The 23,343-nt window shown below is 69.2% G+C and carries 22 protein-coding genes; 11 read left to right on the forward strand and 11 right to left on the reverse strand.

Features of this window, described 5'->3' with window-relative positions; all coding sequences use genetic code 11:
* Positions 1-27: 27 nt before the first annotated feature.
* Positions 28-2,577 carry a TonB-dependent siderophore myxochelin receptor MxcH gene (gene mxcH / locus LXT21_RS33735; protein WP_254042334.1) on the reverse strand — a complete coding sequence of 850 codons (2,550 nt, stop codon included), beginning with the start codon at positions 2,575-2,577 and terminating at the stop codon, positions 28-30.
* A 416-nt stretch (positions 2,578-2,993) separates the two neighbouring features.
* On the opposite strand from mxcH, the gene LXT21_RS33740 reads away from it, so the two are divergent.
* The 4 genes from LXT21_RS33740 to LXT21_RS33755 all read left to right on the forward strand — a co-directional run bounded on the left by LXT21_RS33740 (position 2,994) and on the right by LXT21_RS33755 (position 8,328).
* Entirely contained in the window at positions 2,994-4,190 is a 1,197-nt protein-coding gene (locus LXT21_RS33740) for a cytochrome P450 (protein ID WP_254042335.1), read from the forward strand.
* A gap of 299 nt (positions 4,191-4,489) precedes the next feature.
* Positions 4,490-5,686: a cytochrome P450 gene (locus tag LXT21_RS33745; RefSeq protein ID WP_254042336.1), complete on the forward strand. Its 1,197-nt coding sequence runs from the start codon at positions 4,490-4,492 to the stop codon at positions 5,684-5,686.
* Positions 5,687-5,858: 172 nt separating this feature from the next.
* Positions 5,859-7,193 (forward strand): hypothetical protein, encoded by a 1,335-nt coding sequence (locus LXT21_RS33750; RefSeq protein WP_254042337.1) that lies wholly within the window; start codon positions 5,859-5,861, stop codon positions 7,191-7,193.
* Between the two features lie 43 nt (positions 7,194-7,236).
* Positions 7,237-8,328 (forward strand): PQQ-like beta-propeller repeat protein, encoded by a 1,092-nt coding sequence (locus LXT21_RS33755; protein ID WP_254042338.1) that lies wholly within the window; start codon positions 7,237-7,239, stop codon positions 8,326-8,328.
* A gap of 35 nt (positions 8,329-8,363) precedes the next feature.
* Here LXT21_RS33755 and LXT21_RS33760 read toward each other — a convergent pair whose 3' ends face one another.
* The 7 genes from LXT21_RS33760 to LXT21_RS33790 form a co-directional block, all read right to left on the reverse strand.
* Complete coding sequence (locus LXT21_RS33760) at positions 8,364-10,691, reverse strand: Ig-like domain-containing protein (protein WP_254042339.1); 2,328 nt, start codon at positions 10,689-10,691, stop codon at positions 8,364-8,366.
* A gap of 26 nt (positions 10,692-10,717) precedes the next feature.
* Positions 10,718-11,137 carry a hypothetical protein gene (locus LXT21_RS33765; protein ID WP_254042340.1) on the reverse strand — a complete coding sequence of 140 codons (420 nt, stop codon included), beginning with the start codon at positions 11,135-11,137 and terminating at the stop codon, positions 10,718-10,720.
* Entirely contained in the window at positions 11,127-12,551 is a 1,425-nt protein-coding gene (locus tag LXT21_RS33770; protein ID WP_254042341.1) for a hypothetical protein, read from the reverse strand. The genes LXT21_RS33765 and LXT21_RS33770 overlap by 11 nt, the downstream gene beginning before the upstream one ends.
* A 943-nt stretch (positions 12,552-13,494) precedes the next feature.
* On the reverse strand, positions 13,495-13,854 hold the full coding sequence (locus LXT21_RS33775) for a c(7)-type cytochrome triheme domain-containing protein (RefSeq protein WP_254042342.1): 360 nt from the start codon (positions 13,852-13,854) through the stop codon (positions 13,495-13,497).
* Positions 13,851-14,048: a hypothetical protein gene (locus LXT21_RS33780; RefSeq protein ID WP_254042343.1), complete on the reverse strand. Its 198-nt coding sequence runs from the start codon at positions 14,046-14,048 to the stop codon at positions 13,851-13,853. The genes LXT21_RS33775 and LXT21_RS33780 overlap by 4 nt, the downstream gene beginning before the upstream one ends.
* Positions 14,045-14,623 carry a NapC/NirT family cytochrome c gene (locus LXT21_RS33785; protein WP_254042344.1) on the reverse strand — a complete coding sequence of 193 codons (579 nt, stop codon included), beginning with the start codon at positions 14,621-14,623 and terminating at the stop codon, positions 14,045-14,047. Before LXT21_RS33785 ends, LXT21_RS33780 begins: the two co-directional genes overlap by 4 nt.
* A 185-nt stretch (positions 14,624-14,808) precedes the next feature.
* Positions 14,809-15,060, reverse strand: a complete 252-nt coding sequence (locus tag LXT21_RS33790) for a hypothetical protein (protein WP_254042345.1) — start codon at positions 15,058-15,060, stop codon at positions 14,809-14,811.
* Between the two features lie 61 nt (positions 15,061-15,121).
* On the opposite strand from LXT21_RS33790, the gene LXT21_RS33795 reads away from it, so the two are divergent.
* Both LXT21_RS33795 and LXT21_RS33800 read left to right on the forward strand, forming a co-directional pair.
* The gene (locus LXT21_RS33795; RefSeq protein WP_254042346.1) at positions 15,122-15,763 is read left to right on the forward strand and encodes a TetR/AcrR family transcriptional regulator; all 642 of its coding nucleotides are present in this window, start codon (positions 15,122-15,124) and stop codon (positions 15,761-15,763) included.
* The gene (locus LXT21_RS33800; protein WP_254042347.1) at positions 15,760-16,299 is read left to right on the forward strand and encodes a GFA family protein; all 540 of its coding nucleotides are present in this window, start codon (positions 15,760-15,762) and stop codon (positions 16,297-16,299) included. The genes LXT21_RS33795 and LXT21_RS33800 overlap by 4 nt, the downstream gene beginning before the upstream one ends.
* Before the next feature lie 7 nt (positions 16,300-16,306).
* Here LXT21_RS33800 and LXT21_RS33805 read toward each other — a convergent pair whose 3' ends face one another.
* On the reverse strand, positions 16,307-16,699 hold the full coding sequence (locus LXT21_RS33805) for a hypothetical protein (RefSeq protein ID WP_254042348.1): 393 nt from the start codon (positions 16,697-16,699) through the stop codon (positions 16,307-16,309).
* Between the two features lie 246 nt (positions 16,700-16,945).
* Between LXT21_RS33805 and LXT21_RS33810 the strand changes: the two genes are divergently transcribed.
* Positions 16,946-17,632, forward strand: coding sequence for an endonuclease Q family protein (locus tag LXT21_RS33810; RefSeq protein ID WP_254042349.1), 687 nt, complete (start codon positions 16,946-16,948; stop codon positions 17,630-17,632).
* Between the two features lie 110 nt (positions 17,633-17,742).
* Complete coding sequence (locus tag LXT21_RS33815) at positions 17,743-17,958, forward strand: hypothetical protein (protein WP_254042350.1); 216 nt, start codon at positions 17,743-17,745, stop codon at positions 17,956-17,958.
* A 1-nt stretch (position 17,959) separates the two neighbouring features.
* On the opposite strand, the gene LXT21_RS33820 is transcribed toward LXT21_RS33815, so the two are convergent.
* Positions 17,960-18,757, reverse strand: a complete 798-nt coding sequence (locus LXT21_RS33820; RefSeq protein WP_254042351.1) for an alpha/beta hydrolase — start codon at positions 18,755-18,757, stop codon at positions 17,960-17,962.
* Positions 18,758-18,897: 140 nt separating this feature from the next.
* Between LXT21_RS33820 and LXT21_RS33825 the strand changes: the two genes are divergently transcribed.
* From LXT21_RS33825 to LXT21_RS33835, 3 genes are all read left to right on the forward strand, one after another.
* A complete protein-coding gene (locus LXT21_RS33825) occupies positions 18,898-19,572 on the forward strand; it encodes a response regulator transcription factor (protein ID WP_254042352.1) in 675 nt (224 codons plus the stop codon).
* Positions 19,573-19,600: 28 nt separating this feature from the next.
* Entirely contained in the window at positions 19,601-20,752 is a 1,152-nt protein-coding gene (locus tag LXT21_RS33830; protein ID WP_254042353.1) for a sensor histidine kinase, read from the forward strand.
* 145 nt (positions 20,753-20,897) lie between these two features.
* The gene (locus tag LXT21_RS33835) at positions 20,898-22,133 is read left to right on the forward strand and encodes a hypothetical protein (protein WP_254042354.1); all 1,236 of its coding nucleotides are present in this window, start codon (positions 20,898-20,900) and stop codon (positions 22,131-22,133) included.
* A 16-nt stretch (positions 22,134-22,149) separates the two neighbouring features.
* On the opposite strand, the gene LXT21_RS33840 is transcribed toward LXT21_RS33835, so the two are convergent.
* Positions 22,150-23,316, reverse strand: coding sequence for a leucine-rich repeat domain-containing protein (locus LXT21_RS33840; RefSeq protein ID WP_254042355.1), 1,167 nt, complete (start codon positions 23,314-23,316; stop codon positions 22,150-22,152).
* Positions 23,317-23,343 lie beyond the last annotated feature (27 nt).

Raw genomic sequence — 23,343 nt, forward strand, 5'->3', positions numbered from 1 at the left:
ACTTCCTGACAGGGGACTCGAAGCGACTCAGAGGTCGACGGTGAGGCGCGCGGACAGGGCGCGCCCCGGCCGCTGGACACCGACGAGGTCGAAGGCGGCGGCGTCGGTGAGGTTGTGGAGGTTGAAGGAGAAGGAGTACGCCCGCCGCTCGTGGCGGGCGCGGTAGGTGAGCGCGGTGGAGTGCAGCACCTGCGTGTCCACGCCCGCCTTCGCGCCGCCCTGCCCCACGCTCTGCCAGGAGCGGTCGAACGAGCCGACGACGCGGGTGGTCCACTCCAGGACGAGCGCGTCGTCGCGGGAGAGCAGCCGGCTCACCTGGAAGCGCGCGGTGCCGCTGGCCTGCAGCCACGGCATGTTGGGCATGCGGTCGCCGTGGAAGCGCGCGAACTGCCCCTCCCGCGCCAGGTTCTTGAAGTGGAGCCAGGTGACGGCCCCGGTGAGCCCCACCCAGTCGCCCGGAGCGTCCCAGTCCACCCCCGCGTGCGCGCAGACGGAGCGGGCGTGGTCCACGTTCTCGTAGGCCTGCGTGGTGTCACCGGGGAACAGCTGGATGAGGTTCTCGATGTCGCGGAGACCCGCGGACGCGTTGGCGCCGAAGCGGCCCACGGGCGTCACCCACGAGAGCAGCTCCACGCCCAGGTTGGCGTTGTGGCTCGACTCGGGGGCCAGCGCCGTGTTCTCCGCCAGCAGCCCGCCGTCGCCGAAGAGCTCCTCCACCCGGGGCATCCGCGTGGCGCGCTCGTAGGACGCCTTGAGCAACAGCCAGCGCGTCAGGCTGAAGCGCAGCGTGTCGCCGAAGCCACCCGCCCAGCGGGTCTCCGACAGCCGAGCGTTCGTCCCGGAGTCGAAGCGCTGCACGTAGCCCTTCACGAACAGCGTGTTCTCCAGCCGGCCCTCCCACGCGGTCTGCCGGTGGGACAGCCCCCCGAAGCCAGACGTGAGCCCGAGCGGAATCCGCAGCGGGTCCTCCTGGCCCAGGCGCGTGAGGTAGGCGTTCTGGCCCGTCCGCTCGCTGTCGTCGGCGCCGAGCGACAGCTCCAGGTCCTCCGCGTCGAACAGCGTCCCGAGCAATCGCACACGTCCGAACAGCGCCCGGCGCTTCTGCGTGTTCTCCAGCGGGGACGAGGCAATCTCACCCGCCCGCGCCTGGGTCCCCCGGCAGACGCCATACCAGTCGTAGAGACAATTCGAGACATCGTACAGCTCGCCGATGCGCTGGTTGTATCCCGCGATGGCCAGCACCTTGAGCCGCTCGTGGGCAGACACCTCGTAGCGCAGCCCCACGCCGTAGCTCTCCTGTCCGGAGGTGACGGCGCCGTAGGGGCGAATCATCAACGGGTCGTGAGGGACCTCCTTGTCGTACTGGCCCAGGTAGCCGGTGAGCACCAGCCGGTCGAGCCCTGGGAGCGACTCGACGCCCACCTCCAGGCTCCCTCCGGAGCCCCGGTAGGCATCGTGGCTCCGGTTCAGGGAGCGCGGCCCCACCCGCCCCGTGACGGGGTCGTCCACGGGGACGGTGATTCGGTAGTCGTTCCGGGCCCGGTCATGGAACCCCGCGGCGCGAAGGAAGACATGCTCGCCCGCCCGCCACGTCGCCCGGCCGGTGCCACGGTAGCTGCCGAAGGAGCCCGCCTGCAGTGACAGCGACGCCCCCGTCTGGGCCGCCGCCAGGTCCGAGCGCAGGTGGATGGCCCCGCCCAGCGCGTCCGTCGCGAGCCGCACCGGGACGACGCCGTTGAAGACCTCCATCTGCCGGATGAGGGAGACCGGGACGCTCCCGAGCCCGTAGACATAGGGCGAGTACTCGATGGGCACGCCGTCGAGCAGGACGCGCACCTGGTCGCCGGAGAGGCCCCCCAGCGACAGCTGCGTCCGGCTTCCCAGTCCGCCCGTCCGCTGGACCTGCACGGCGGAGGCGCGCGTCAGCACCTCCGCGAGGTCCTCCGCGCGCGCATGGGCCTTCTCCAGCTCCACGACATCCACCGCCTCCGAGCCACGCACCAGCACGCGGGCCTCGGTCGCCTTGCCCCGGACAATCGACGTGAACGCGGGCGACTTCGACTCGGCGGAGGGCTCCGCGGGCGCCTCGGCCTCGGGTGCCTCGTCCACGGTCGCGGGCGTCTCGGCGACCTCCTGGGGTGCGGACTCGGGAGGCCGGGTGAGGACGAAGTGGTGGATGAACTCGAACTGGCAGGCGACGGGGGTGCCGTCCTGCATCGCGGGCGTGAAGCGCGCCTTCGCCAGCGCGTCCACGGCCGCCTCGTCGAGCCCATGGCCGAGCCCCTCGACGACCTGCGCGCGCGTGACGCGGCCCTCCTCGTCCAGGGTCAGCAACAGCTTCACCGCGCCCTCGACCTTCGTGGCCAGGGCCTCGGGCGGATAGACGGCCTCCGGCTTGGACACGAGCACCGGCGGGACGACGCCGCTGGACGGCGCGGGCGCGGCGACAGCGGCCCCCGAGGGATCACCCGCCTCCTGGGCTCGCGCCTCCCCCACCGACAGCAGGGACAGGAGCACGAGCGCGGAGAACGAAGAGGTCGGCGCGAGGGCGCCACGCCAGCGACGAGGTGTAGGCATGTTCACGGGGTGCGGGTGGGGGCTCCAGGGTGATTTCGATATTGAATCTCATATTCATTATTGACACGCCTCCCGTGTCCTATCAGCGGTGGCGGTGAAGGGTCAATCGGGGAGGACGTCCCGGGTGGGGGCAGGGCGCGACGTGGAGACCTGCGCTACTGGGAGGGATAGGGACCGGACCTCCGAACACGCAATCCTTGCGCGCGGGCGCCTCGAGGCCGCATCGAGCCGCACTTCCCGCGGGAGGGCTCCGCGCAAGGGAACCCGGGAGGTGTCCGGTGGTGGACTTCGTGCCCCGTCGTTTCCCGGGCAATCCCTACCCAGCCACGACAGGCCCGGACCCCTCAAAGACAATCCAGACAACCCCACCACCCACCCCCGCGGAAGCGCTCAGCGGACCTGGAGGACGTCTCATCATGAGGACCCGTCTCAACTGCCTTTCTCGCGAATTCATCGAGAATCCCCACGCTCACCTGGCGGAGCTCCGACGCCAGGGCCCCCTCGTGCAGGTGGACCCGGGTGGCATGTGGGCCGTCACCCGCTACGACGAAGCCCAACACGTGCTCAAGTCGCCGCAGCTCTTCTCCTCCACGGGGATGCGTCTGGCGTTCCAGCCGGAATGGCTCGGGCGCACGAATCCCCTGGCGGAGTCCCTGCCCTTCGTGGACCCGCCCCAGCACGGCCGGCTGCGGACCCTCATCTTGAGGGACTTCACCTCCGCGGCCCTCAAGCGCTTGGAGCCGCGAATCCGCGCCATCACCCGGGAGCGCGTCGCGCGGATGCTGGAGCAACGGACGGTGGACTACATGGAGGCGCTCGCCGTGCCCATCCCCGCCACCGTCATCTGCTGGCTGCTGGGGTTGGACACCGCGCTCTTGAAGCACTTCGAGCGCTGGGCGCATGACATCGCCCTCATCGGCGGTGTCCACCCGGAGGACACGAAGCAGATGGAGCAGTGCCGTCGGACGCTCGATGAGATGGAACGGTATGTCGAGGAGGCCCTGGACGCGCGGCGCAAGACGCCGGGCGACGACTTGATGAGCGACCTGCTCCAGGCCAGCGCGGGCGGGCAGGCCCTGACTCCCGAAGAACTCATGAGCTTCTTCTTCGTGCTGTTCACCGGCGGGGTGGAGACGACGACCTACCTGCTCGGACAGAGCGCCCGGATGCTCTGCCTGCACCCGGAGCTGCTCCTACGCCTGCGAGAGACGCCCGCGCTCATCCCCCGCTTCGTCGAGGAGACCCTGCGCTACGAGCCCTCCGTCGTGGGACTGTTGCGCACGTGTCTGCAGGACGTGAAGGTGGCCGACACGGAGCTGCCCAAGGGAAGCGTGGTGCTGGTGTCCCTGGCCTCCGCGGCCCGCGACGAGAAGCTCTTCCCCGAAGGTGACAGGTTCATCCTGGGGCGGGAGAACGCGCAGCACCTCAGCTTCGGCCATGGCATCCACTACTGCCTGGGGGTGATGCTGGCGCGGATGGAGGCGAGCATCGCCTTGGAGGAGCTCATCCCCCACGTGAGCCGGCTGGAGCTGCGCACCGAGCGCATCGACTGGACGACCTCCCTCGTCGTCCGCGGGCCGAGGACGCTGCCCGTCGAGCTCTTCCCCGCCTGAGGCCCGCTGCGCGCCCCGCAGGGCGCGTCCGCGGCCATCGTCGCGCACGGGGACCAGGAAGGTGCCGGTGGCGGACTGCGTCGCCTTCACTTTCCTGTGCAATATCCACCCGGCTCCAGCATGTTCAGATTCCGCAAAGACAAACACAGAGCCGAGACACACCTTCAACAAAGAATCTCATCACGACGACACCTGATGCGCCCTGCGGGCGAGGACGTCCCCCGCAGGAGCGCGCTCCAGGCGTGCGTCGAACAGGGTTTCGCCGCCTCATCCACCCGAGGGCATGGAGGCCATCTCCGATGAGCACCCGTCTCAACTTCCTGTCGCGCGAGTTCCTCGAGAATCCCTATCCACACCTGGCGACGCTCCGACAGCAGGGGCCTGTCGTCCAGGTGGAACCCGGCGGCATGTGGGCCGTCACCCGCCATGACGAGGCCCAGTTCGTGCTCAAGTCGCCACAGCTCTTCTCGTCGGAGGGGCTGCGCATGGCGTTCCAACCAGAGTGGCTCGGGCGCCTCAACCCCACGACCCGCTCGCTCCCGTTCCTGGACCCGCCCCAGCACGGGCGGCTGCGAGCACTCATCAGCCGGGCCTTCGCGCCCGCGACCCTGGAGCGATTGGAGCCTCGCATCCGCGCCACCGCTCGGAGGCACCTGGATGACATGATGGAGAAGCGGAAGGTGGACTTCGTCGGAACCCTCGCCACCGCCATCCCCGCGGACACCATCGAGGGAATGCTTGGACTGGATGACTCCACGCAGACGCACTTCAAGCAGTGGGCCACCGACATCATCGCGATCAGCGGCGTCCGGCCGGAGGACACCGAGCAGATGGCGCGCAGCCGCGCCGCCCTCGACGCGGTGGAGACCTACTCCCAGACGGTGCTGGACGACCGGCGCAGGGAGCCTCGCGAGGACATGGTGAGTGACCTCCTCCGGGCACGTGTGGACGGAGAATCACTGACCCAACAGGAGCTGGTGGGCTTCCTCATCACGCTGCTCATCGCCGGACTGGAGACGACGGTCAACCTGCTCAGCCACGGCGCCCGGGTGTTCGCGATGCGCCCGGAGCTGCTGCCCCGCCTCAGGCAGACCCCCTCGCTCATCCCCCGCTTCATCGAGGAGACCCTGCGCTACGAGCCCCCCATCTCGGCCACGCTGCGCACGTGCACCCAGGACGTGACACTCGCCGGAGTCACGCTGCCTCGCGGCGCCATGGTGTTGGTGTCGCTGGCGTCCGTCTCTCGCGACGAGAAGCACGTCCCCGACGGCGAGCGCTTCGACCTGGACCGCAAGCCCCAGCCGCACCTCTCCTTGGGCCATGGCCCCCACTTCTGCATCGGCGCGTGGCTCGCGCGACTGGAGGCGCGCGTCGCCCTGGAGGAGTTCGTCGCCCGGGTGGACCGGGTGGAGGTGCGCACGGAGCGCATCGAATGGAATCCCTCCCTCAACGTCCGGGGTCCCCTCTCGCTGCCCGTCGAGCTCTTCCCCACCTGAACCCCGGGACAGGGGCGTGGAGGACTCACGCCGCCGACGTGCCCCCCATCGTGCGCCGCGACAGCGAGGAGCGCCGTCGCGGCGTACACGGGTGAGCAGTCATTGCCATCGCCCATGGCCGGCGCGCGGCACGGCCGACATGCTGGAGGTCTTCCCTCACGAGGACCACGACATGTCACCTCCCCTCGTCGCGTCCCGGGCCCGCCCCGTTGCGCTGGCGCTCGTGCTCGCCGGCTGCGGTTCGACGAACCCACCCGAGGAGCCCGCCGACGACGTCCACCCGCTGGCCGAGGGCACCTCCATCTGCGGCCGCGCGGACTTCGACGCGATGTTCCCCCACTCGCTGCGCTCGAAGACGCTGCCGGTGCTCGTCCACTACTACAAGAAGGTGGAGCGCGAGACGGCGCGACAGGTCCTCGCGCATGTGGAGAAGGGCTGGGACTACCACGTCAATCGATTGGGCATGCGCCCCGCCCTCACCGATGGAGGCGAGTGCGGCCCCGATGAGGCCTTCGACGTCTTCGTGTGGAAGGGGCACCGGAGCTGTCTGGTCAACGTGCTCTCGGGTGAAGCCTCCACGCCCCATGACGACCGGCGCGGCTTCATGGTCGTGGACCCGTGGGGCCCCTATGGCGGCGCGGAGCTCGAGGAGACCGTCGTCCATGAGATGGCGCACGCCTCACAGGCCGCGGATGACTGGTACGAGTCGCCCATCACCTTCGAGATGTCCGCCGTGTTCACGGACCAGGTGTATGCCAATCGCTACATCAAGACCTATCTCGAGGACTTCCAGTCCCATCCAGATTGGGCCCTGGACCGCGATGATGGGTACGAGACCTGGTACATGTATGGCGCGTCCCTGTATCTGCTCTTCCTGAAGGACCGCTTCTTCGGGGGCAACCCCGGGTTCGTGTCACGCATGTGGCTCGCGTCCCGCAATCCGCCTGGAGCGGAGGCCGACCCCACGCTCAACGAGCCGGACTTCGTCGACGCGCTCGACACGCTGCTCGCGGACCAGGGCTCGAGCTACGTCGACACCGTCCCCGAGTTCTCGCGCTGGCGCTGGTACACGGGCGACCACGTCGATGACCGCCACTTCCAGCACTTCGCGCAGGGGCTGGAGAATCTGAAGGCCGCCCGGCTCGCGCTGGCCGTGGACCAGGAGGCCGCCTCGGGCTCCCTGCAGGTCACGAAGGATGCCCCGATGATGCTGGGCACCAGCTACCTGTCGCTGAAGAAGGGCGCTGGCACTCCGGACACCCTCTACGTGTCCCTGGCCGCGCCGGTCGATGCACGCCGTCGCTTCGTCGTGCAGGCCGTGCCGGGGCTCACGCCCGACTCCGATGGTGAGACGCTCGACCTCGCGTCGGGCCCGAAGCTCCTGCGCTTCGCCGCGGATTCGACGCGGACCCTCATCGTCACCGTCCTACCCACCGGGCCGTATGACCCGGACCTCCGGGACGAGGAGCGGTATCCGTTCTCCGTGGTGCTCTCGGAGAAGCCCTGACGCAAGGCGCCGCCAGCTCGCACCCGGGTGATATAGCCCGGCCATGCGATTGATCGACTGCGTGGAGTTGCTCCCCAAGCTCGCACCGGCGCCGCCTCGCGCGGCGTCCACGGTCCTCGCGAAGGACACCGTCCCCTACGTCGAGTTCCTCGCCTTCGAGCCGCGCGGCACCCTGCTCGTCATCGAAGCGCCCAACGTCGCCAAGCAGTTGGGTCGGCTGTTGCGACGCGGAGGTCCACGCTTCGAGGTCGAGGCCGAGCTGCCTGGCTTGCGAGGCCCCGGTGCACTCTCGCCCGGTGGGCGGTGGCTGCTCACGGGCGGGGAGCTGTTCTCGGGACAGGCGGCGTCCTGTCAGCTCATCGACCTGCACACCTTCCAGGTCGCGCACACCCTGCCCCTCATGCGGCCCTTCGTCTGGATTGACGAGGAGCACTTCATCGCGCAGTCGCCAAACTGGACGATTGCCGTTGGAGATGGGGCGGTGACCCGTGGGGAGAAGCGACGCGTGGACCCGGCGCTCGCGACCGCGGTGCCCTCCCTGGTGACGCCGGAGCCGTCGATGGTTCGGGTCTCCCTGTCCTCCCTCGACTGTCAGCCGCTGCTGCCGTCCCTGCTGCTCGATGAGGAGACCTGCGCCGTGCTGTCGCCCGATCAAGACCTCCTCTACACGGCCACGTCCTTCTCCCGCGTCTCCGCGGTGAGGGTCTCCGACGGGCAGTTGCTCTGGCAGCGGCCGCCATCCCGGCTCGTCACGGAAGGCACGGTCTACGCGATGGCGCTCGATTCTTCGACGAACCGACTGGTGACGGTGGGCAACGGCGTGGACCATGACACGCTGGTGCTGGATGCGAAGAGCGGTGACGAGCTCTCACGCCACTCCCTGGAGAAGCTCACGCGCGGAATGACCACGGGACCGAGCACCCGCGGTGACACCCTCCACTTCCGCGAGGACGGCCTGGGTGTCATCGGCACCAACAATGGCCTGGTCATCGAAATCGGAACGGATGGGCGCTGGTGCGCATTCAAGGCGGGAACCCGCTCCCATCGAGCCATCGCGTTCTCGCCTGACGGCACCACCATGATGCTCGGAGGCGCGGAGAAGAACCTGCGCGTCGTACCGCTCACGGCGCGCTGAGACCTCGAAGTCCCGAGACAGGCTTCTGGCTCGGGCTACGGGCGCACCATGTTCACGGGCACAGCCCCCGTGAGGTCCTCCACGCTGTCGAAGAGCAGCTGGCCCACGTAGTTGAAGTTGTGGGCCCACGCGCCCTTGTCCTTCCGACTGAGCTGGTAGTTGTGCGTGGCCTTCACGAGCGCGGGAGTGAACGGCGCGAACGCGTTGGCCGAGACGGCCTCCGTCGCGCTGCACGTGCCGTCCTTGTCCGTGTCCTTGAAGAAGTACGGATTGACGTCGCCGTTGTAGCAGAGGCCGTTGCTCGTCACCGCGCGCATGGCGGCCAGCAGCCGCGCGGCCATGCCGTCCACCTCCGCCCGGAGCAACTCCGTCGTGTTGCCATCGCCGTCGTAGTCCTGGAGGTGGACGTTACGAATCTGCTCCGCCGACTCCTGGTCGGCGTGGCACGTCTCACACCGCGTGCGCCACACGTCGGCGATGCGGAAGGTGTGGTTGCTCACGCCGGGGACATGGCAGCTGGTGCACTGCGCCCCCCCCATGTGCGAGAGCCGCCCGGCGTAGGTCTTGCCCGGATACTCGTAGCCCGCCTTCGCCAGCGTGCCTTCACGCGTCCCAGCCGCGGGCATGTAGTGGACGTTCTGGAACCGGGGCGCGCCTCCCGCCGACAGGGCATTGTCGAGCGTCGCCTTCGACGCGCGTCCGATGTGACAGTTCGCGCAGAGGTTGTCCTGCCCCGGCAGACTCACCGTGGTGCCATCCGGCAGCCACGTGCGCGTGGGGACGAACACGTCGTAGTCCGGCGCGAAGCTCTCATGGCACGTGGAGCACTCCAGCCCGTTGGCCGTCTCCGGCACCGTCTGCCCCACGCCGTACTGCACGAAGAACCGGTAGCCCTGCGCGCCGCTGTGGCAGCGTGAGCAGCTCGCCTGCACCGTCTCGCTCGCGTCCCAGTTGCGTGCCGCCTTGCTCGCCCCGTTGAAGTGCCCCGGGTCGTTGCGCACCAGCAGCGACGTATCGAAGGGCACTGTCAGCGCGCCGTTGAGCGACTGAACCGAGTCGTGCAGGAGCTGGATGATGTACTTCGCGTTGTGCGCGAACGCGCCCGGGTCGACGCGCGCGAGCTGATAGTTGAAGGCGGCCTTCTGCAGCCGCGGCGTCCAGCTCTTGTACGCGTTGGTGCTCACGACCTCGGACGTGGAGCACGTCCCGTCGCCGTCCCCATCCCGGAACCAGTAGGGATGGGCATTGCCGTAGCAGAGGGGTTGGGCCCGCTCCGCGCCATAGCGCTGCAGGGTGGCGAGCAGCCTGTCGCGCAGCCCTTGAATCTCGAAGTAGATGCCCTCGGTGCGGTTGTTGTCGCCGTCGTAGTCCTGGTTGCGCGAGGCAATCTGCCGGATGTTCCACGCCTGGGTGACATCGGTGACGCCCGGATGGCACGTCGCACAGGCGTCCCACCGGACGCGGGTGGAGTGCGGGTCATGGCACTCGTTGCACTTGTCGAAGTCCGGCACATGACGGAAGCGCGTGTCGTAGACCTGTCCGGCGTACTGGTAGCCACCGGCCGCCTGCGCCGCGAAGAGCGTGGCGGCGGCCGGGTAGTAGTGGATGTTGGTGAAGCCCAGCGCCGCCGAGGCCGTGTCCTCCCCCACTCCCGCGTCGGCGACCTGCGCGTCGATGTCCTTCCCCGCGGCGCGCCCCTGGTGACACACCATGCACCGCGCCTCCGCACCCAGCCCGGTGACCTCCTTGCCCGAGGGGAACGTGACGGCCGTCAGCCGCGAGGCCGCGGCGTCGTGGCACGTCTCGCACCGCACCACGGACTCCGTCTTGCCCGGCGCGTCCACGCGTCCCGGAGCGGAGCCGTCCCCGCCCAGGAAGTCGATGTAGCCCTCCGAGCTGTGGCAGCGCGCACACGTCGCCGGCACCATCCCCTCCTCATTCCAGTGGGAGAAGGCCTCCGCCGTGGTGTCCGCGTGCGGCGAGCCCGCCCAGGCCACGTAATAGGGCACCTGCGACGGGTCCACGCCGGCATCCCCCGCCGACGGGCCGACGACCACCACCGCGTGACGCCCCTCCAACCGCGAGCGCGTCCCGACGACCTTCACCGCCGTCTCGCCCACGCTGACACCCGTCACCAGCCCCGAGCCGTCCACGGTGGCGATGGCCGGGTCCTCGCTCTCCCACGTGTAGCCGTCATCCGTGGCCTCGCGCGTGGCGGCGGTGAGCTGGAGCGTCTGTCCCACCAGGACCGAATGCGCCCCGCTCGTGGTGATGCCGGGGTTGGCGGCCTCCAGCTTCGCGCAGGCTCCCAGCGTGAGGAGGCAGGACAGCCCGGTGGCCAGGAGCAACGTCATTCGTCTCATCGGGTCCCTCCTGGGAGATGTGTGGGTCATGGCAACGCGCCTCCAGCGATCCACGCCAGGAGCTTCTGGTACTCAGGGGTGCCGTCCGCGTAGATGGCCCCTCCGCCGTGTCCTGCGCCGGCGGCCTTTCGCAAGAGGCGGCTGCCAGCCGGCGCAGCCGTATCCGTCAGCGCGTTCGACACCTGGAAGTCCGCGTCCGCGTCGCCCGTCAACACGAAGCCCGTGTTGCCCGCGGCGCCTCCAGCGCGATGGCAGGACTGACAACCTGATAGCAGCAAGGGATGCGCGTCCGTGGCGAACGAGGGAGCGTCTCCACCACCGTCACTCCCACCGCCGCCGTCACCGCTGGAGGGCGTGCCCGCGTCGGGGCTCGCGTCTCCGCGGTGGAAGTCCGCGCAGCCCGGGACGAGCAGGAGCGTGAGCAGGAGTCCGAGCCTAGAACTCATACGCCACCACCAGTCGCGTGAAGTCGTCCGGCACCTCGTCCACCTTCTCCAGGTTCCAGAACTGGAAGAGGCCCACGCTCAAGCCCTTCCATCGGGCGACGGCGCCCACGTTGTGAGCGGAGGCGTCCTCGCGTGTGAGCGCGGTGGTGTCGAGTATCCGCCCGCGCTGGTTGCCGAAGGTGCGCAGGCCCTGTCGATACTGGAGGTAGAGCCAGTCGGTGGGATGGAAGCGGAGCTGGAGGTAGCTGGCGAAGTGGTAGTAGTCCGCGCCCGGACCGCCGTACCCCTCCGCCTCGCCGCCGGAGACGTCCGCGCGCAGCAGACCGACGCCCAACGAGAAGCGCTCGAGCACCGGCACACCGCGGGGCCGCCACGAGGCGACATCCAACGCCTGGAGGAACAGCCTCCGGCCATACCCCAGCGGATTGTAGTAGGCCGAATACCAGAGGCTCAGCGGGCCCCAGGCCCCCCCCAGTCTCGTCCCCACGCCCAACCGCGTCTCTTCCAACGGCGCGAAGTCCGATTGGAGGTTGAGCACGGCATCGGCCCGCCGGAGCTGATAGCCAGCGATGACGTAGACATCCGCGGAGAGCAGGAACGGTCCCTCGCGGCGCTGCACGTTCGCGGTCAGCCCCTCGCGAGCGAAGACGGGTGGCAACACCTTCTGGTCGAAGCCCGCGAGGCCGCCATAGCTGTGATGGAACAGCGGCTCCGCGCCGAAGGGCACCAGCACCTTGCCCACCTTGGCGGAGAGCCGCACCGGCCAGTCCTCGCCGCTGAGCCGGTAGCCCACCTCCCAGAACTGGAGCGACAACATCTCCAGCGTCAGCGTCACCGGGTCCTCGGTGGACTGGCGCGTCAGGAAGAGGAAGTGGTGGTAGCTGCGTAGCGCGTTCGAGGCGCCCTTCTGGAAGGGCTGGTCGTTGTAGCCGAGGCGCTCGTAGTTGAGGTCGAAGCGCCCGTTGAGCGTGAGCGAGCCGAGCACGGGGAAGGTGCCGAGCTGGACACCTGGCGGCGGTCCACCCGACGACGCGGCGGGGCGCTCGGCGGGAATCGGCGCCGGGGGAGCGGTGGTGGCCACGACGGGGGCCTCGAATGGTGCCTCCGCCCCACGTGCGCCCTCGTCAATCCAACGGGCCAGGAGCGCGAGTTCCGCGCTCCCGGGCTCCCACACCGCGCCGCCCTGGTGCGAGTCACCTCGCGCGCGCTGAGACAGGAGGCTCGTGTCGGCCGAGCCAGGCGTCACCAGCGCCAGCACCGTGCGCAGATGGGCCTCGGGCTCCGCGTGGGCGACATAGCGGGTGGACCCGGCGAACCCATCCGCCGCATGGCAGCTCGCACATCCCGCGAGGAGCTGCTCGTGGATGCGGGGAGCGAAGCGCAGCGTGTTCGAGGCGACGGCAGACGCATGCACGGGCTGCGCCCCTGACGCGACCTGAGTCGACGCAGGTGGCGTCGTCCCCTCGCGAGCGACATCCGGAGGTTCCGAAGGTGTCGCCCCCGTCGAGGGTGGCGACGCGGACGCATCCCCTGCACGAGCGGAAGTCGGAGATCCCGAAGGCATTGCCGCCGTCGAGAGTGGCGATGCGAGCGCCTCCCCAACGCGAGCGGAAGTCGGAGCTCCCGAAGGCATTGCCGCCATCGAGGGTGTCGACGCGGGCCCCGCTCCCACGCGCGCGGCGGCGAGGGCCTCCGAAGGTGTTGCCGCCGTCGAGGATGGCGCCTTGGGCTCCTCGCCCACGCGCGCGGAAGCTGGAGCCCCCGAAGACGTCGCCACCGTCGACGACGGTGGCGGCACGGTCGCTGCGGGGGAAGGTCCTGGGAGCGCGCCGGATTCGACCCACTTCAGCAACGTGGCGTACTCCGGTGACTCCGCCGCGAGCGACTTCTTGCCCCCGTGCAGGACAGCGCCAGTCCCCTTCCTCAACAGAGGACTCTGCGCGGCTGCGTCCAGCTTCACGAATCGCAGCGTGGTCTCGTAGTCCGTGCCATCGCCACGCAGCACCCACTTCGACCTGCCGGCCATGCCCTCCGGGCGATGACACGACAGACACCGGGCCACGAGGATGGGCCGGGCGTCGGCGGCGAAGGTGGGCCCACGAGGCTTCGGCGCCCCTCCCGTCCGCGGCCCCGACGGAGTCGCCACCGGTGCTGGTGTCGCCTTCGTGGGCGTGGTGGGTGTCACGGAGGTGTCGGGAGCCCCCGCATCGGCGCTGCCCTCTGGAGCAGGTGGCGGCGTCGGCGGACGCTGGATGCCCAGCCGCTCCTGGAGCTTGCGGCGCCGCTCCTCCTGCGTCTGTGCGCGCGCGGGTACGACCGCGGCCACCAGGAGCACGCCCATCACCAGCCGGCCCAGGTCAGCGAGGCGCATGGCAGGCCTCGCAGCGCATGGAGCTCGGTGCCTTGGCGGCGCGGCCATCGTGGCAGCTTCCGCAGTAGCGGCCCTCGCGCATGTCCTGATGGGTGAAACCCAGCGGGGCCTGGGGGAACACCCCCGGGTGGCAGCTGTAGCAACGCCGCGAATCATGGGCCCAGTGCGAGAACAAGGCCGGCGCCGGTGTCTTGCGTTCCTTCAGCGGAGGGAGCCGGACGTCCTGGGGCGCGTTGACCGCGAGGATGGGCGGCGCGAAGAGCAGCGGCACGGCGAGCACCACCCGCCAGCGCCAACGATGGAGCACGGCCCACGCGCGCCAGGGCCCCGAGGGCGGAGTGCTCATAGCGCCTTGCGCTCCTTGAGAACCTTCCAGACGGTCACCACGTAGAGGCCCACCCCCAGCAGCACCAGGGGCACGCCCACCGCCGTGAACACCACGAAGGTGAGCGGTGACCAGAACAGCGTGGTGAAGAGCTGGACGCACAGCCCCGCGAGCACCAGCAGGGCCGCCCTCCGGATGCGCTTCTCGTGACTCATGGGCGTTGCTCCGGCAGCCAGAAGTTCCGCGCCTTGACGCCCTCCAGGTCGTGCGCGACGTCGTGACACGTGAGACACGAGCGCGCGCCGCCCTGGAGCTCCGCCTGGATGTCCTGGTGCGCGGACGCCTCCAGGAAGCTCCGTGCGTCGCCGTGGCAGTGCAGGCAGTTGTAGTTGGGATACGGCTGATAGAGCTTCGGCCGCTCGGGGATGGTGCCGAAGTAGTGGACCCAGACGTGCTTGAGCCCATTGAACTTCGCCTTCGCGTCACCGAAGAGGGCGTAGTCCGTATGGCACGCGTAACACGTGGTGTCCCGGCTGATGAGCCGCTTCTGGTAGTGCACCGCCGCCAGCGACGCGGCGTTGTCCACGAAGAGGCTCTGCCCGTACGGCTCCATCTCGTGACAGCCCATGCAGAACTGTGTCTGGGAGGACTCACGGACGCCCACGGCGACACCCGCGCCGGTGACGACCAGCGGGAGGATGGCCAGGCCCGCGAGCAACACCAGCCGCCCCAGATGGCTCGCGCTCAGGACTCCCGCCGCGGACGCAATCAAGGCGACCAGGACCGCCACGGCGATGACAATCACTATCAACAGGGTGGGCAGGCGGAACCTCGCCCTACACCTATACAGGCCTCATGAGGGCGCGTGAACCTTCGAATGAAAACCATCACCACTTCGAGCCATCCGCGCCATGCCCACCGGGCAATGACACGCAATTCTTGCGCATCCACTCCAAGGCGCGCAGGAATTGCGCCCTATCGCTTGTTGACGAGATGTCGCAGGACCGAGGTGAGTCCGGAGAAGCGGAACGACGGGTCGATGTATTTCTCGAGCACGTAGAAGGCGAAGTAGTAGGCGCGGCAGAAGGCCCAGATGGCCAGCATCAACAGGAGCAGGACGCGCCAGTCGGGCGCCTCCATGAGGAGCAGCGCCGACGACACCAGGCCGATGACGACGAAGAGGAGGGCCTTCACCCACATCCACCGGTGGGATTGCAGATCGCGCATCCGTGAATCCTATCCCGAGGCCCCGCTTGCCGTCATACCGACTGTACGGTATGACACCCCCATGCCACGCCCACCGAAGCACGCGCCCGAGCGCGGTGACGCCCGGACGCGATTGCTCGAGGCCGCGCGCGACACGATTCGCGCGAAGGGCTTCGCCGCGACCTCGGTCGACGAGCTCTGTCAGGTCGCGGAGGTGACGAAGGGCGCCTTCTTCCATCACTTCAAGAGCAAGGAGGGGCTCGGCGTGGCCGCCGCGGAGCACTGGCGGGAGACGACGACCGCCTTCTTCGCGAGCGCGCCCTACCATGCCCCTGCGGACCCGCTCGAGCGGGTCCTCGCGTACGTGGCCTTCCGCAAGTCCATCATCACCGGGAGCCCCGCCGAGTTCTGCTGTCTGGTGGGGGCCCTGGCGCAGGAGGTCCACGCGAGCTCGCCCGACATCCGGGAGGCCTGCGCCGCGAGCATCTTCGGTCATGCCCAGACGCTCGAGGCGGACATCGCCGCCGCCATGCGCAAGCGCCGCGTCTCGGGAGGCTGGACGGCCGAGAGCCTGGCCCGCCACACCCAGACGGTGATTCAGGGCGCCTTCGTGCTCGCCAAGGCGGCGAACGATGCGGCCCTCGCACGCGAGAGCCTGGACCACCTGGACCGCTACATCCGCCTCCTCTTCAAGCAACTCCCTCCGGAGAAAGCCTCACCATGACCCAGCCCCCACCGCTCGGCTGCGCCTGCGGAGAAGTCTCCCTGCGCGTGGAGGGAGCGCCCATCATCAGCGCCGAGTGTTGTTGCACCAGTTGCCGGACGGCCGCCGCCCGACTCCAGAAGCTCCCCGCCTCACGACTGCTGCTGGGACCTCGGGACGCGTCGCGCTTCGTGCTCTACCGCAAGGACCGCGTCCACTTCCTCCAGGGCACGGACCGCCTCGCGGAGTTCCGGCTCACGCCGGAGTCGAAGACCCGCCGCGTCGTCGCCACCTGCTGCAACACGCCCGTGTTCCTGGAGTTCCAGAACGGCCACTGGCTCAGCCTCTATGGTGGCCTCTGGCCCGAGGCAACCCTGCCCCCACTGGAGCTGCGGACGATGACCTCCGACCTGCCACCGGGCACGGCGCTCCCCACGGACGTCCCCAACAGCCGACACCAATCCGTCGCGTTCTTCATCAAGCTGCTCGGCGCGTGGGTGGGGATGGGCTTTCGCAGCCCGAAGCTCACCTTCGTCAAGGCGCAGCTCCCGCGCTGAGCTCGCGCTAGTGCCTTCCGAGGACGCGCCCTTCGGCCGTCACGAAGCCATCGACCACCGCGTGACCCGTGCCCTCCAGATGCAACAGCAACGCGCAGTATCGACCGGGGATGAGGAGCGGGAGCTCCAGGGGTGAGACCTGGGCGTCGAGGACCACCTTGTCCGCCACCCGGGTGCCTACCGCGTGGACCTGCACACCCCATGGCTGGGGAGCGACGAAGGCCTCGATGGTGAGTCGAACCACCGCCCACGACCCGCCGTTGACGGAGGGGCTCTCGCCCCAGTGGACGGCGCTCAGAATCCGCCCCCAACACCGCACGCCCGCCTCGACCACCTCCCGCTTCTTCGCGTGCTGCTTGCGCCGCTGACGGATGCCGTAGGCCCCGCCACCGATGAGCACCAGCGGAAGGAACAGGAGGAGCCAGACTGCGGGCCCGCGATGTCCCCTGGCCAGGGCGAGGAGCGGGATAGCGCCAGCTCGGGTCGATGTCCGCGCGTGGCGCCTCCGGAGTCGATGCGGAACTCATGCGCGCGGAGGATAGAGCACGCCCTCCCTCCCAGATAGTTGGAACCCCTGGCGCGCCATGAGTTGTCGAAGCAGCTCACGAATTTTTCGTGAGTTCATCGACTTGCTCGAGGAGTTCCCATGCCCGCTCTCCGTGTATCCCTCTTTTCCACCACATCGTGCGCCACGGTCGTGCTCGCCTTGCTGTCCGGCTGTGGCGGCGGCCTCGCGACATCCAACCCGCGCTACTTCACCGACGGGAAATGGAACGCGTTGGACAGCCCCTATTCCCTCACGCCCATGCTCGCGTGCGCCTTTCCGGCGGAGGGCAACGACAAGGTGTATCGCAACCTCGAAGACCACCTCGCGCCCGCCATCTGGAGCGCGTACGGCAAGGACACGTCCGAAGTGAAGGTGAAGAAGCTCAAGGGCGACAGCGAATGGTGTGACGCGTTCCCGAACATCGCCTCGGACCGCTTCATCGTCCCGCCTCGGATGAAGAAGGAGCTGGCCGAGTACGTGAAACAATCCGGCGCGAAGGGTGTCATCATCCCGGTCGCGCACCTGTACCGCTCCCCCATCATGAAGGATGTCCTGGGCCCTGACGGGTCGCCCATCGGCAGCGTGGAGACGGACCGCTTCGGCGCCGATGGCACCGCGGGCCTCTTCGTCCACTACGTCAACGAGAGCGGCGAGCTCGTCTACACGGGACGCTCGAAGACGAATGGCCTGGGCGTGCTCGCGAACCCCATCGATTACATGCGGGACCATGCGTCCGACTACGCCCAGCAGATGACGCAGAAGGCGCCGCCCGTCACCGTCCAATAGCCTCCGTGCATGACTCTCCCCCTGGGGGGAGCGCCACCCTCCGGGCATGTCACCCACGGACATGTCTCGGAGGAAGCGCACGGCGGCGGGCCCTCTTCCAACCCGGCACCGTGGCGCAGGTGCTGGCCTCGCGGGGCGTCACGCTCGCGCACTCCGGACCGCCGCACTCCGTGGACCCTTCCTGGGCCCGCCTCTTCGCCCGCCTCCACGCCAAGGAGCGCACGCCAAGCGTCCCCCTCCGCGAGACCTACCTGCGCGTGGACTCGGTCCAGGGCGTCACATGGCTGAGCGAGCTCGCGCTGTCGTGGGAGGCGGGCCCGGACTGAATCAGGGCGACTTGCGCCCGGGCGTGCGCGGGGCCGGCTGGAGCCAGCGTCGCACCTCGTCCAGGTACTCCTTCGGGAGCGCATGCCCGCTGTCGAACGTCTTGTGCGTCTTGCGCACGGACGGCGCGGACTCGAACAGGGCGCGGCTGTCCGCGACGGGCGCGAAGTCGTCCTGGTTCGCGGTCAGCAGCAACCAGTCCTGGCGAATCGTCGACATGTGCCGCGAGGGGGCGACCTCCTCCATCGACGGGTCGATGTGCGGCGGAACCATGGTGATGAGGTGGGTGACGCGCGGCTCACGCGCCGCCAGCAGGAGCCCCGCCTGCGCGCCCATGCTGTACCCGACGACGAGCACGCGGGGTGGCTTGCCCTGCGCGAGCACCGCGGACAGCAGCGCGTGGGCATCACGCACGGTGTCGGCAATCATGCGCAGGTACCGCGCGGGCTCGCCCTTGTGGGCCAGCTTCGCGAGCGCACCGGGCTTCGATTCGGGGTTCGCCCGCTCTCCGTGCAGGCGCGCGTCGAGCAGATAGACGCGGTAGCCGGCTCGCAACAGGTCGTCCTTCAGGAGTCCGCCATGCGTGGGCCCCGCGTCCGACAGCCAGTCCTCCTTGCGGCGGGTGAGGCCGTGCAGCAGGACGGCGATGGGTGGATTCGCGGCGCCTCCCTCGGGCTCGAGCACCCGCGTGGGGATGCGCTCTCCATCCGCGCCGCGAACGTCCAACGACGTCGTCGGGTCGTCGGCCCGGGCGAGGGGGGCGGACAGCAGCAATGCGCACAGCGACAGCCAGCGGAACATGGTGGACTCCTGGAGGTGAGCTTCACCGTCACCCTGCCCTCCGCTGTGTCGGACAGGCGTCAACCCGCGGTTGACGTTCGATTGACGTTGCGTCGGGTAGCCTGCGACCGTCCTGCCTCCCCGAGGTCCCCTGCCCGCTCATGCGAGTGCTCGTCGTCGAAGACAACCGTGACCTCCAGGCCAACATCGCGAGGTTCCTGGGCGCGGACTTCCAGCTCGACTTCGCCGCCACCGGCCCCCAGGGGCTCACGCTCGCGCTGAGCCACGAGTACGACGTCATCGTGCTGGACCTGATGCTGCCGGGGATGAGCGGCATCGAGCTGTGTCAGCGCTACCGGCAGCTCGCCGCCCGGCTGGTGCCCATCCTCATGCTCACCGCGCGCGACACGCTCGAGGACAAGGAGGAGGGCTTCCGGGCGGGCGCGGATGACTACCTCGTCAAACCGTTCTCACTGCGGGAGCTGCGGATGAGGCTCGAGGCCCTGGCGCGGCGCCCGGTGCCTCCGAGCGGGCGACGTCTGACGGTGGGCCCGCTCACCCTGGAGCCCGACACGGGCCAGGCCCGGCGTGGCGAGCGCGGCGTGCGGCTCAACCGCACCGAGGCCCTGCTCCTCAAATTGCTGATGGAGTCCGCGCCGGAGCCCGTCTCGACGGCGACGCTCGCCCATCAGCTCTGGGGAGACGACGCACCGGAGTCCAGCGCCCTGCGCACGCACGTCTATGCGCTGCGAGGAGCGCTCGCCGAGCTGGGGATGGGCGACTGCATCACCACCCACCGAAACAAGGGCTACAGCCTGGAGGCGCGTGAGGACTAGGTCGATACGCGGGCTCCTCCTATGGGCGATGGTGTCGTCCGCGGCGCTCTCGCTGGTCCTCATGGGGGCGTTCTTCACGCTCTTCAGCTACGACCTCGAGGACACCCTCTTCGCGCGGCTCGTCGCCACCGCGATGGACGGGCGCGGCGCCGACTCGGCGATGCCACTCGGCGTCAGGACCTATGTGGGCCACGAGAGCCTGCCGCCGTGGCTCCGTGCGGAGGTGCCCTCGGACGCGCGCCGTGGCGAGTACGAGCTCTTCCCTCCCGGGCGTGGACACTTCCATGTCGCGGTGCGGCCGGACGCATCGACGGGACCCACGCGCTATGGCGTCCTCGACACGACGGAGCTGACCCGCACCACGCGCCAGTTGCGTCGCACGTCGGGCCTCTTGCTGGTGAGCGCCGCGCTGGCCCTGCTGGGCGCCGCCGGGCTCTCCGTGCTGGTCGCGAGGCGGCTGGGGGTTCCGCTGGAGCGGCTCGCGGCGCAGGTCCAGTCAGGCCAGGCGCCGCGCGAAGAGGGAGTCGTCGTCACCGAGGTGCGGGCCCTGTCCCAGGCCCTGAGCGCCCGGGATGTCCGCATCCAGGAGTTGCTGGAGCGGGAGCGGGCCTTCAACCGGGACGCCAGTCATGAGCTGCGCACGCCGCTCGCCGTGGCCCAGGGCGCGGTGGAGATACTGGAGCTGGACCCGCCCTCGGACTCGGCGACCTTCGAGCGGCTGCGGCAGGCGGTCCACCAGATGGGCCTGCTGACGGAGGGCCTCCTCTGGCTGGCGCGGACGGGGCGCTCGGACGAGACATGCGGACTGGTGGGCATCTCGCGCGAGCTGCTCGCGCTGTACGGCGACCACCTCGCGCGGGGCGACGTGGAGTGGGTCCTCGAGGCGCGAGACGAAGTCATTGTGCCGCTGCCTGGCTCCGTGGCGCGGGTGATGTTGGGCAACCTCATCAAGAACGCGCTCGCGTACACGGAGAAGGGGCGCATCGTCATCCGCGTCACGCCCGAGGCGTGGAGCATCGTCGACACGGGGGTGGGCTTCGGTCGGAGCGAGCCCGGGCAGCGAGGCTTCGGCGTGGGCTTGTCGCTGGTGGAGCGGCTGGCGCGCCGGTTCCAGTGGACGCTGGACATCCGCGCGGTGGAGCCACAAGGCACACAGGTACGACTGACCTGGCCTTCGTGAGCGCGGGCGCTGGAACTCATGGCCGGGGCCATCTACAACGGGCCTCGCCATGCACTCGAGCCTCCGCCGCCTGACCGCTCTCGTCCTCACCTCGCTGACGCTCGCCTGCTCGACGCGAGGTGCGGCGACCTCCCCAGGAACCTCCATGACGACGCCCTCCCCGCTGGACGCCTCCGCCGAGCAATACGTGAAGCTGGCCCTCGCCGTGGGGCAGCACGACGGCAACTACGTGGACGCCTATTACGGACCGGAGGAATGGGCGAAGGAGGCCGAGGCCACGAAGCGGCCCCTGCCCGAGATTGCCGCGCGCGCCGCCGCGATGGTGGCGGCGGTGGAGGCGACGCCGGTGCCCGCCGATGAGCTGCTCGCGATGCGCCACCGCTTCCTGCTGACCCAGCTGCGCTCGCTCGAGGCGCGGGTGCGGATGCTGTCCGGCGAGAAGTTGAAGTTCGACGAGGAGAGCCAGGCGCTCTACGGCGCGAAGGACCCCGGACACACCGACGCGGAGTTCGAGGCGGTGCTCGCCGAGTTGGAGAAGCGCCTGCCCGGACAGGGGCCGCTGGTCGAGCGGTTGGACCGCTTCCGCAGCGAGTTCGTCATCCCCAAGGAGAAGCTGGACGAGGTCTTCCGCGTCGCCATCCAGGAGGCCCGGCGCCGCACGCTCCAGCACGTGGAGCTTCCCGCCAACGAGCACTTCACGCTGGAGTACGTCACCCACAAGCCGTGGAGCGGGTACAACTGGTACAAGGGCAACGCGACCAGCGTCATCCAGATCAACACGGACCTGCCCTTCTACATCCTGCGCGCCATCGACCTGGCGGCGCACGAGGGCTATCCGGGGCACCACGTCTACAACGCGTTGCTGGAGCAGCACCTGGTGCGCGGACGCGGGTGGGTGGAGTTGACGGTGTATCCGCTCAACTCGCCCATGTCGCTCATCGCCGAGGGCAGCGCGAACTACGGCATCGACGTGGCGTTCCCGGACGCGGAGGCGTACCTGCGGGACGTCCTCTTCCCGCTCGCGGGGCTCGACCCGAAGCGCGCGGCCACCTACGTGGCCGTGGAGGCGCTGGCGGCGAAGCTGTCCTATGCGACCAACGAGGGCGCGCGTCGTTACCTCGACGGCCACCTCAGCCGCGAGGCGACGCGGGACTGGTTCGTGCGCTACGGCCTGGTGTCCGAGGAGCGGGCGACGCAGAAGATGTCGTTCATCGACGCCTATCGCGCGTATGTCATCAACTACAACCTGGGCCAGGACCTGGTGAAGCAGTACGTCGAGCGCCACATGGGCGCCGACACCTCGCCCGAGCGCCGCTGGCAGGTGTTCCGCGAGCTCTTGTCCTCCATGCGCCTGCCCGCGGACCTGTCCCCGGAGAACTGAGAGCCGCAGGCCCCCATCACCGCTTCGCTCGCTTCCGGGGCTTGGGCGCGGCGCGCTTGCTCGCGTCAGCGCCCCGCAGCCGCGCGTCCAGTGTCATGGCCACTGTCCGGAGGGCCTCCAGCGAGGAGGAGCGCACGACGAGGTGCTCCCCCTCCGAGTCGAACTCCAGGGCCTCGAGCGAACCTGGAGCGCTTTGCCCCAGCTCGCGCTGGAGCCACTCCTCGACCTCCTCGTGGTCGTCGAGCTCGAGTTGCGGCGCGAGCATCTGGTCGACCCGGTACACCGGGGCGCCATCCTCCGTGTCCTTCAGGATGGAGATGCTCCCGTGCTGTTCGGCCACCTCCGGCCGCCGCTTCACGCCACGGACCTCCGACAGGAGCGGGAGCTGCGCGAGGACGGCTGCATCTCCCTCCGCGAGCGGCGTACCGATGAGCCAGAGGACCTCCAGCTTCTTCAGCGCGGCCACGGGCTTCAGCGTGTCCAGCTTCTTGAGGTTCTCGGCGGACAGTCGTGTCAGGCCAGGGAAGCGCTCCACGCCGGCAAGGCTGTGCAGGGCCCGACATCCATCGACCTCCAGCGTCCGGAGCCCCGGCAGCCCCGGCAGCTCCCCGATGGAGGTGATGTTCGTGTTCCCGAGGTCCAGAACCTCCAGGTGCTCGAGCCGCGAGAGGTGCTCCCAGCCTGTCGCCTTGGACCCACGAAGGCTGAGTTGCTTCAGTCCCTTCGACTTCGACAACACCTCCAGGGGGACTCGAGGGTTGAAGAGAATCTGGACCTCAGACAGCTTCGTGAGGCCAGCCAGGGCCTTGAGGTTCTTGGCCGAGCCGAACAGCACCAGCGTCTCGAGCCGGGTGAGTCCTTCGAGCGGAGCAAGATCGACCTTCTCCATCCTGACGAGCCGGAGCGTCCGGAGGTTCGAACACGTCGCCAGCGGCGCGAGGTCGTGGTCCGACGTGAGCCCCGTGAGCCCGAGCACCTTCAACCCGCTCAGCCCTCGAAGGGCCTCGAGGCCCTCTGGCGACTGCTCGGAGTGGAGCCGCAAGGACTCGAGCTTCGACAACCGTTGCAGCTTCTCGCCCAGGGATGCGTACTGGCCCCCGCGGTCCAGCCGCGGAAGCTCCAGGTCCACCACATCGTCGGCGACCTCGAGAACGGTTCGCTTGCCCAGGTCGACAAAGTCCATGACGCCCTCCTCCCTCGCGCAGAGGAC

It is taken from the genome of Myxococcus guangdongensis (assembly GCF_024198255.1).
Classification (GTDB): Bacteria; Myxococcota; Myxococcia; order Myxococcales; family Myxococcaceae; genus Myxococcus; species Myxococcus guangdongensis.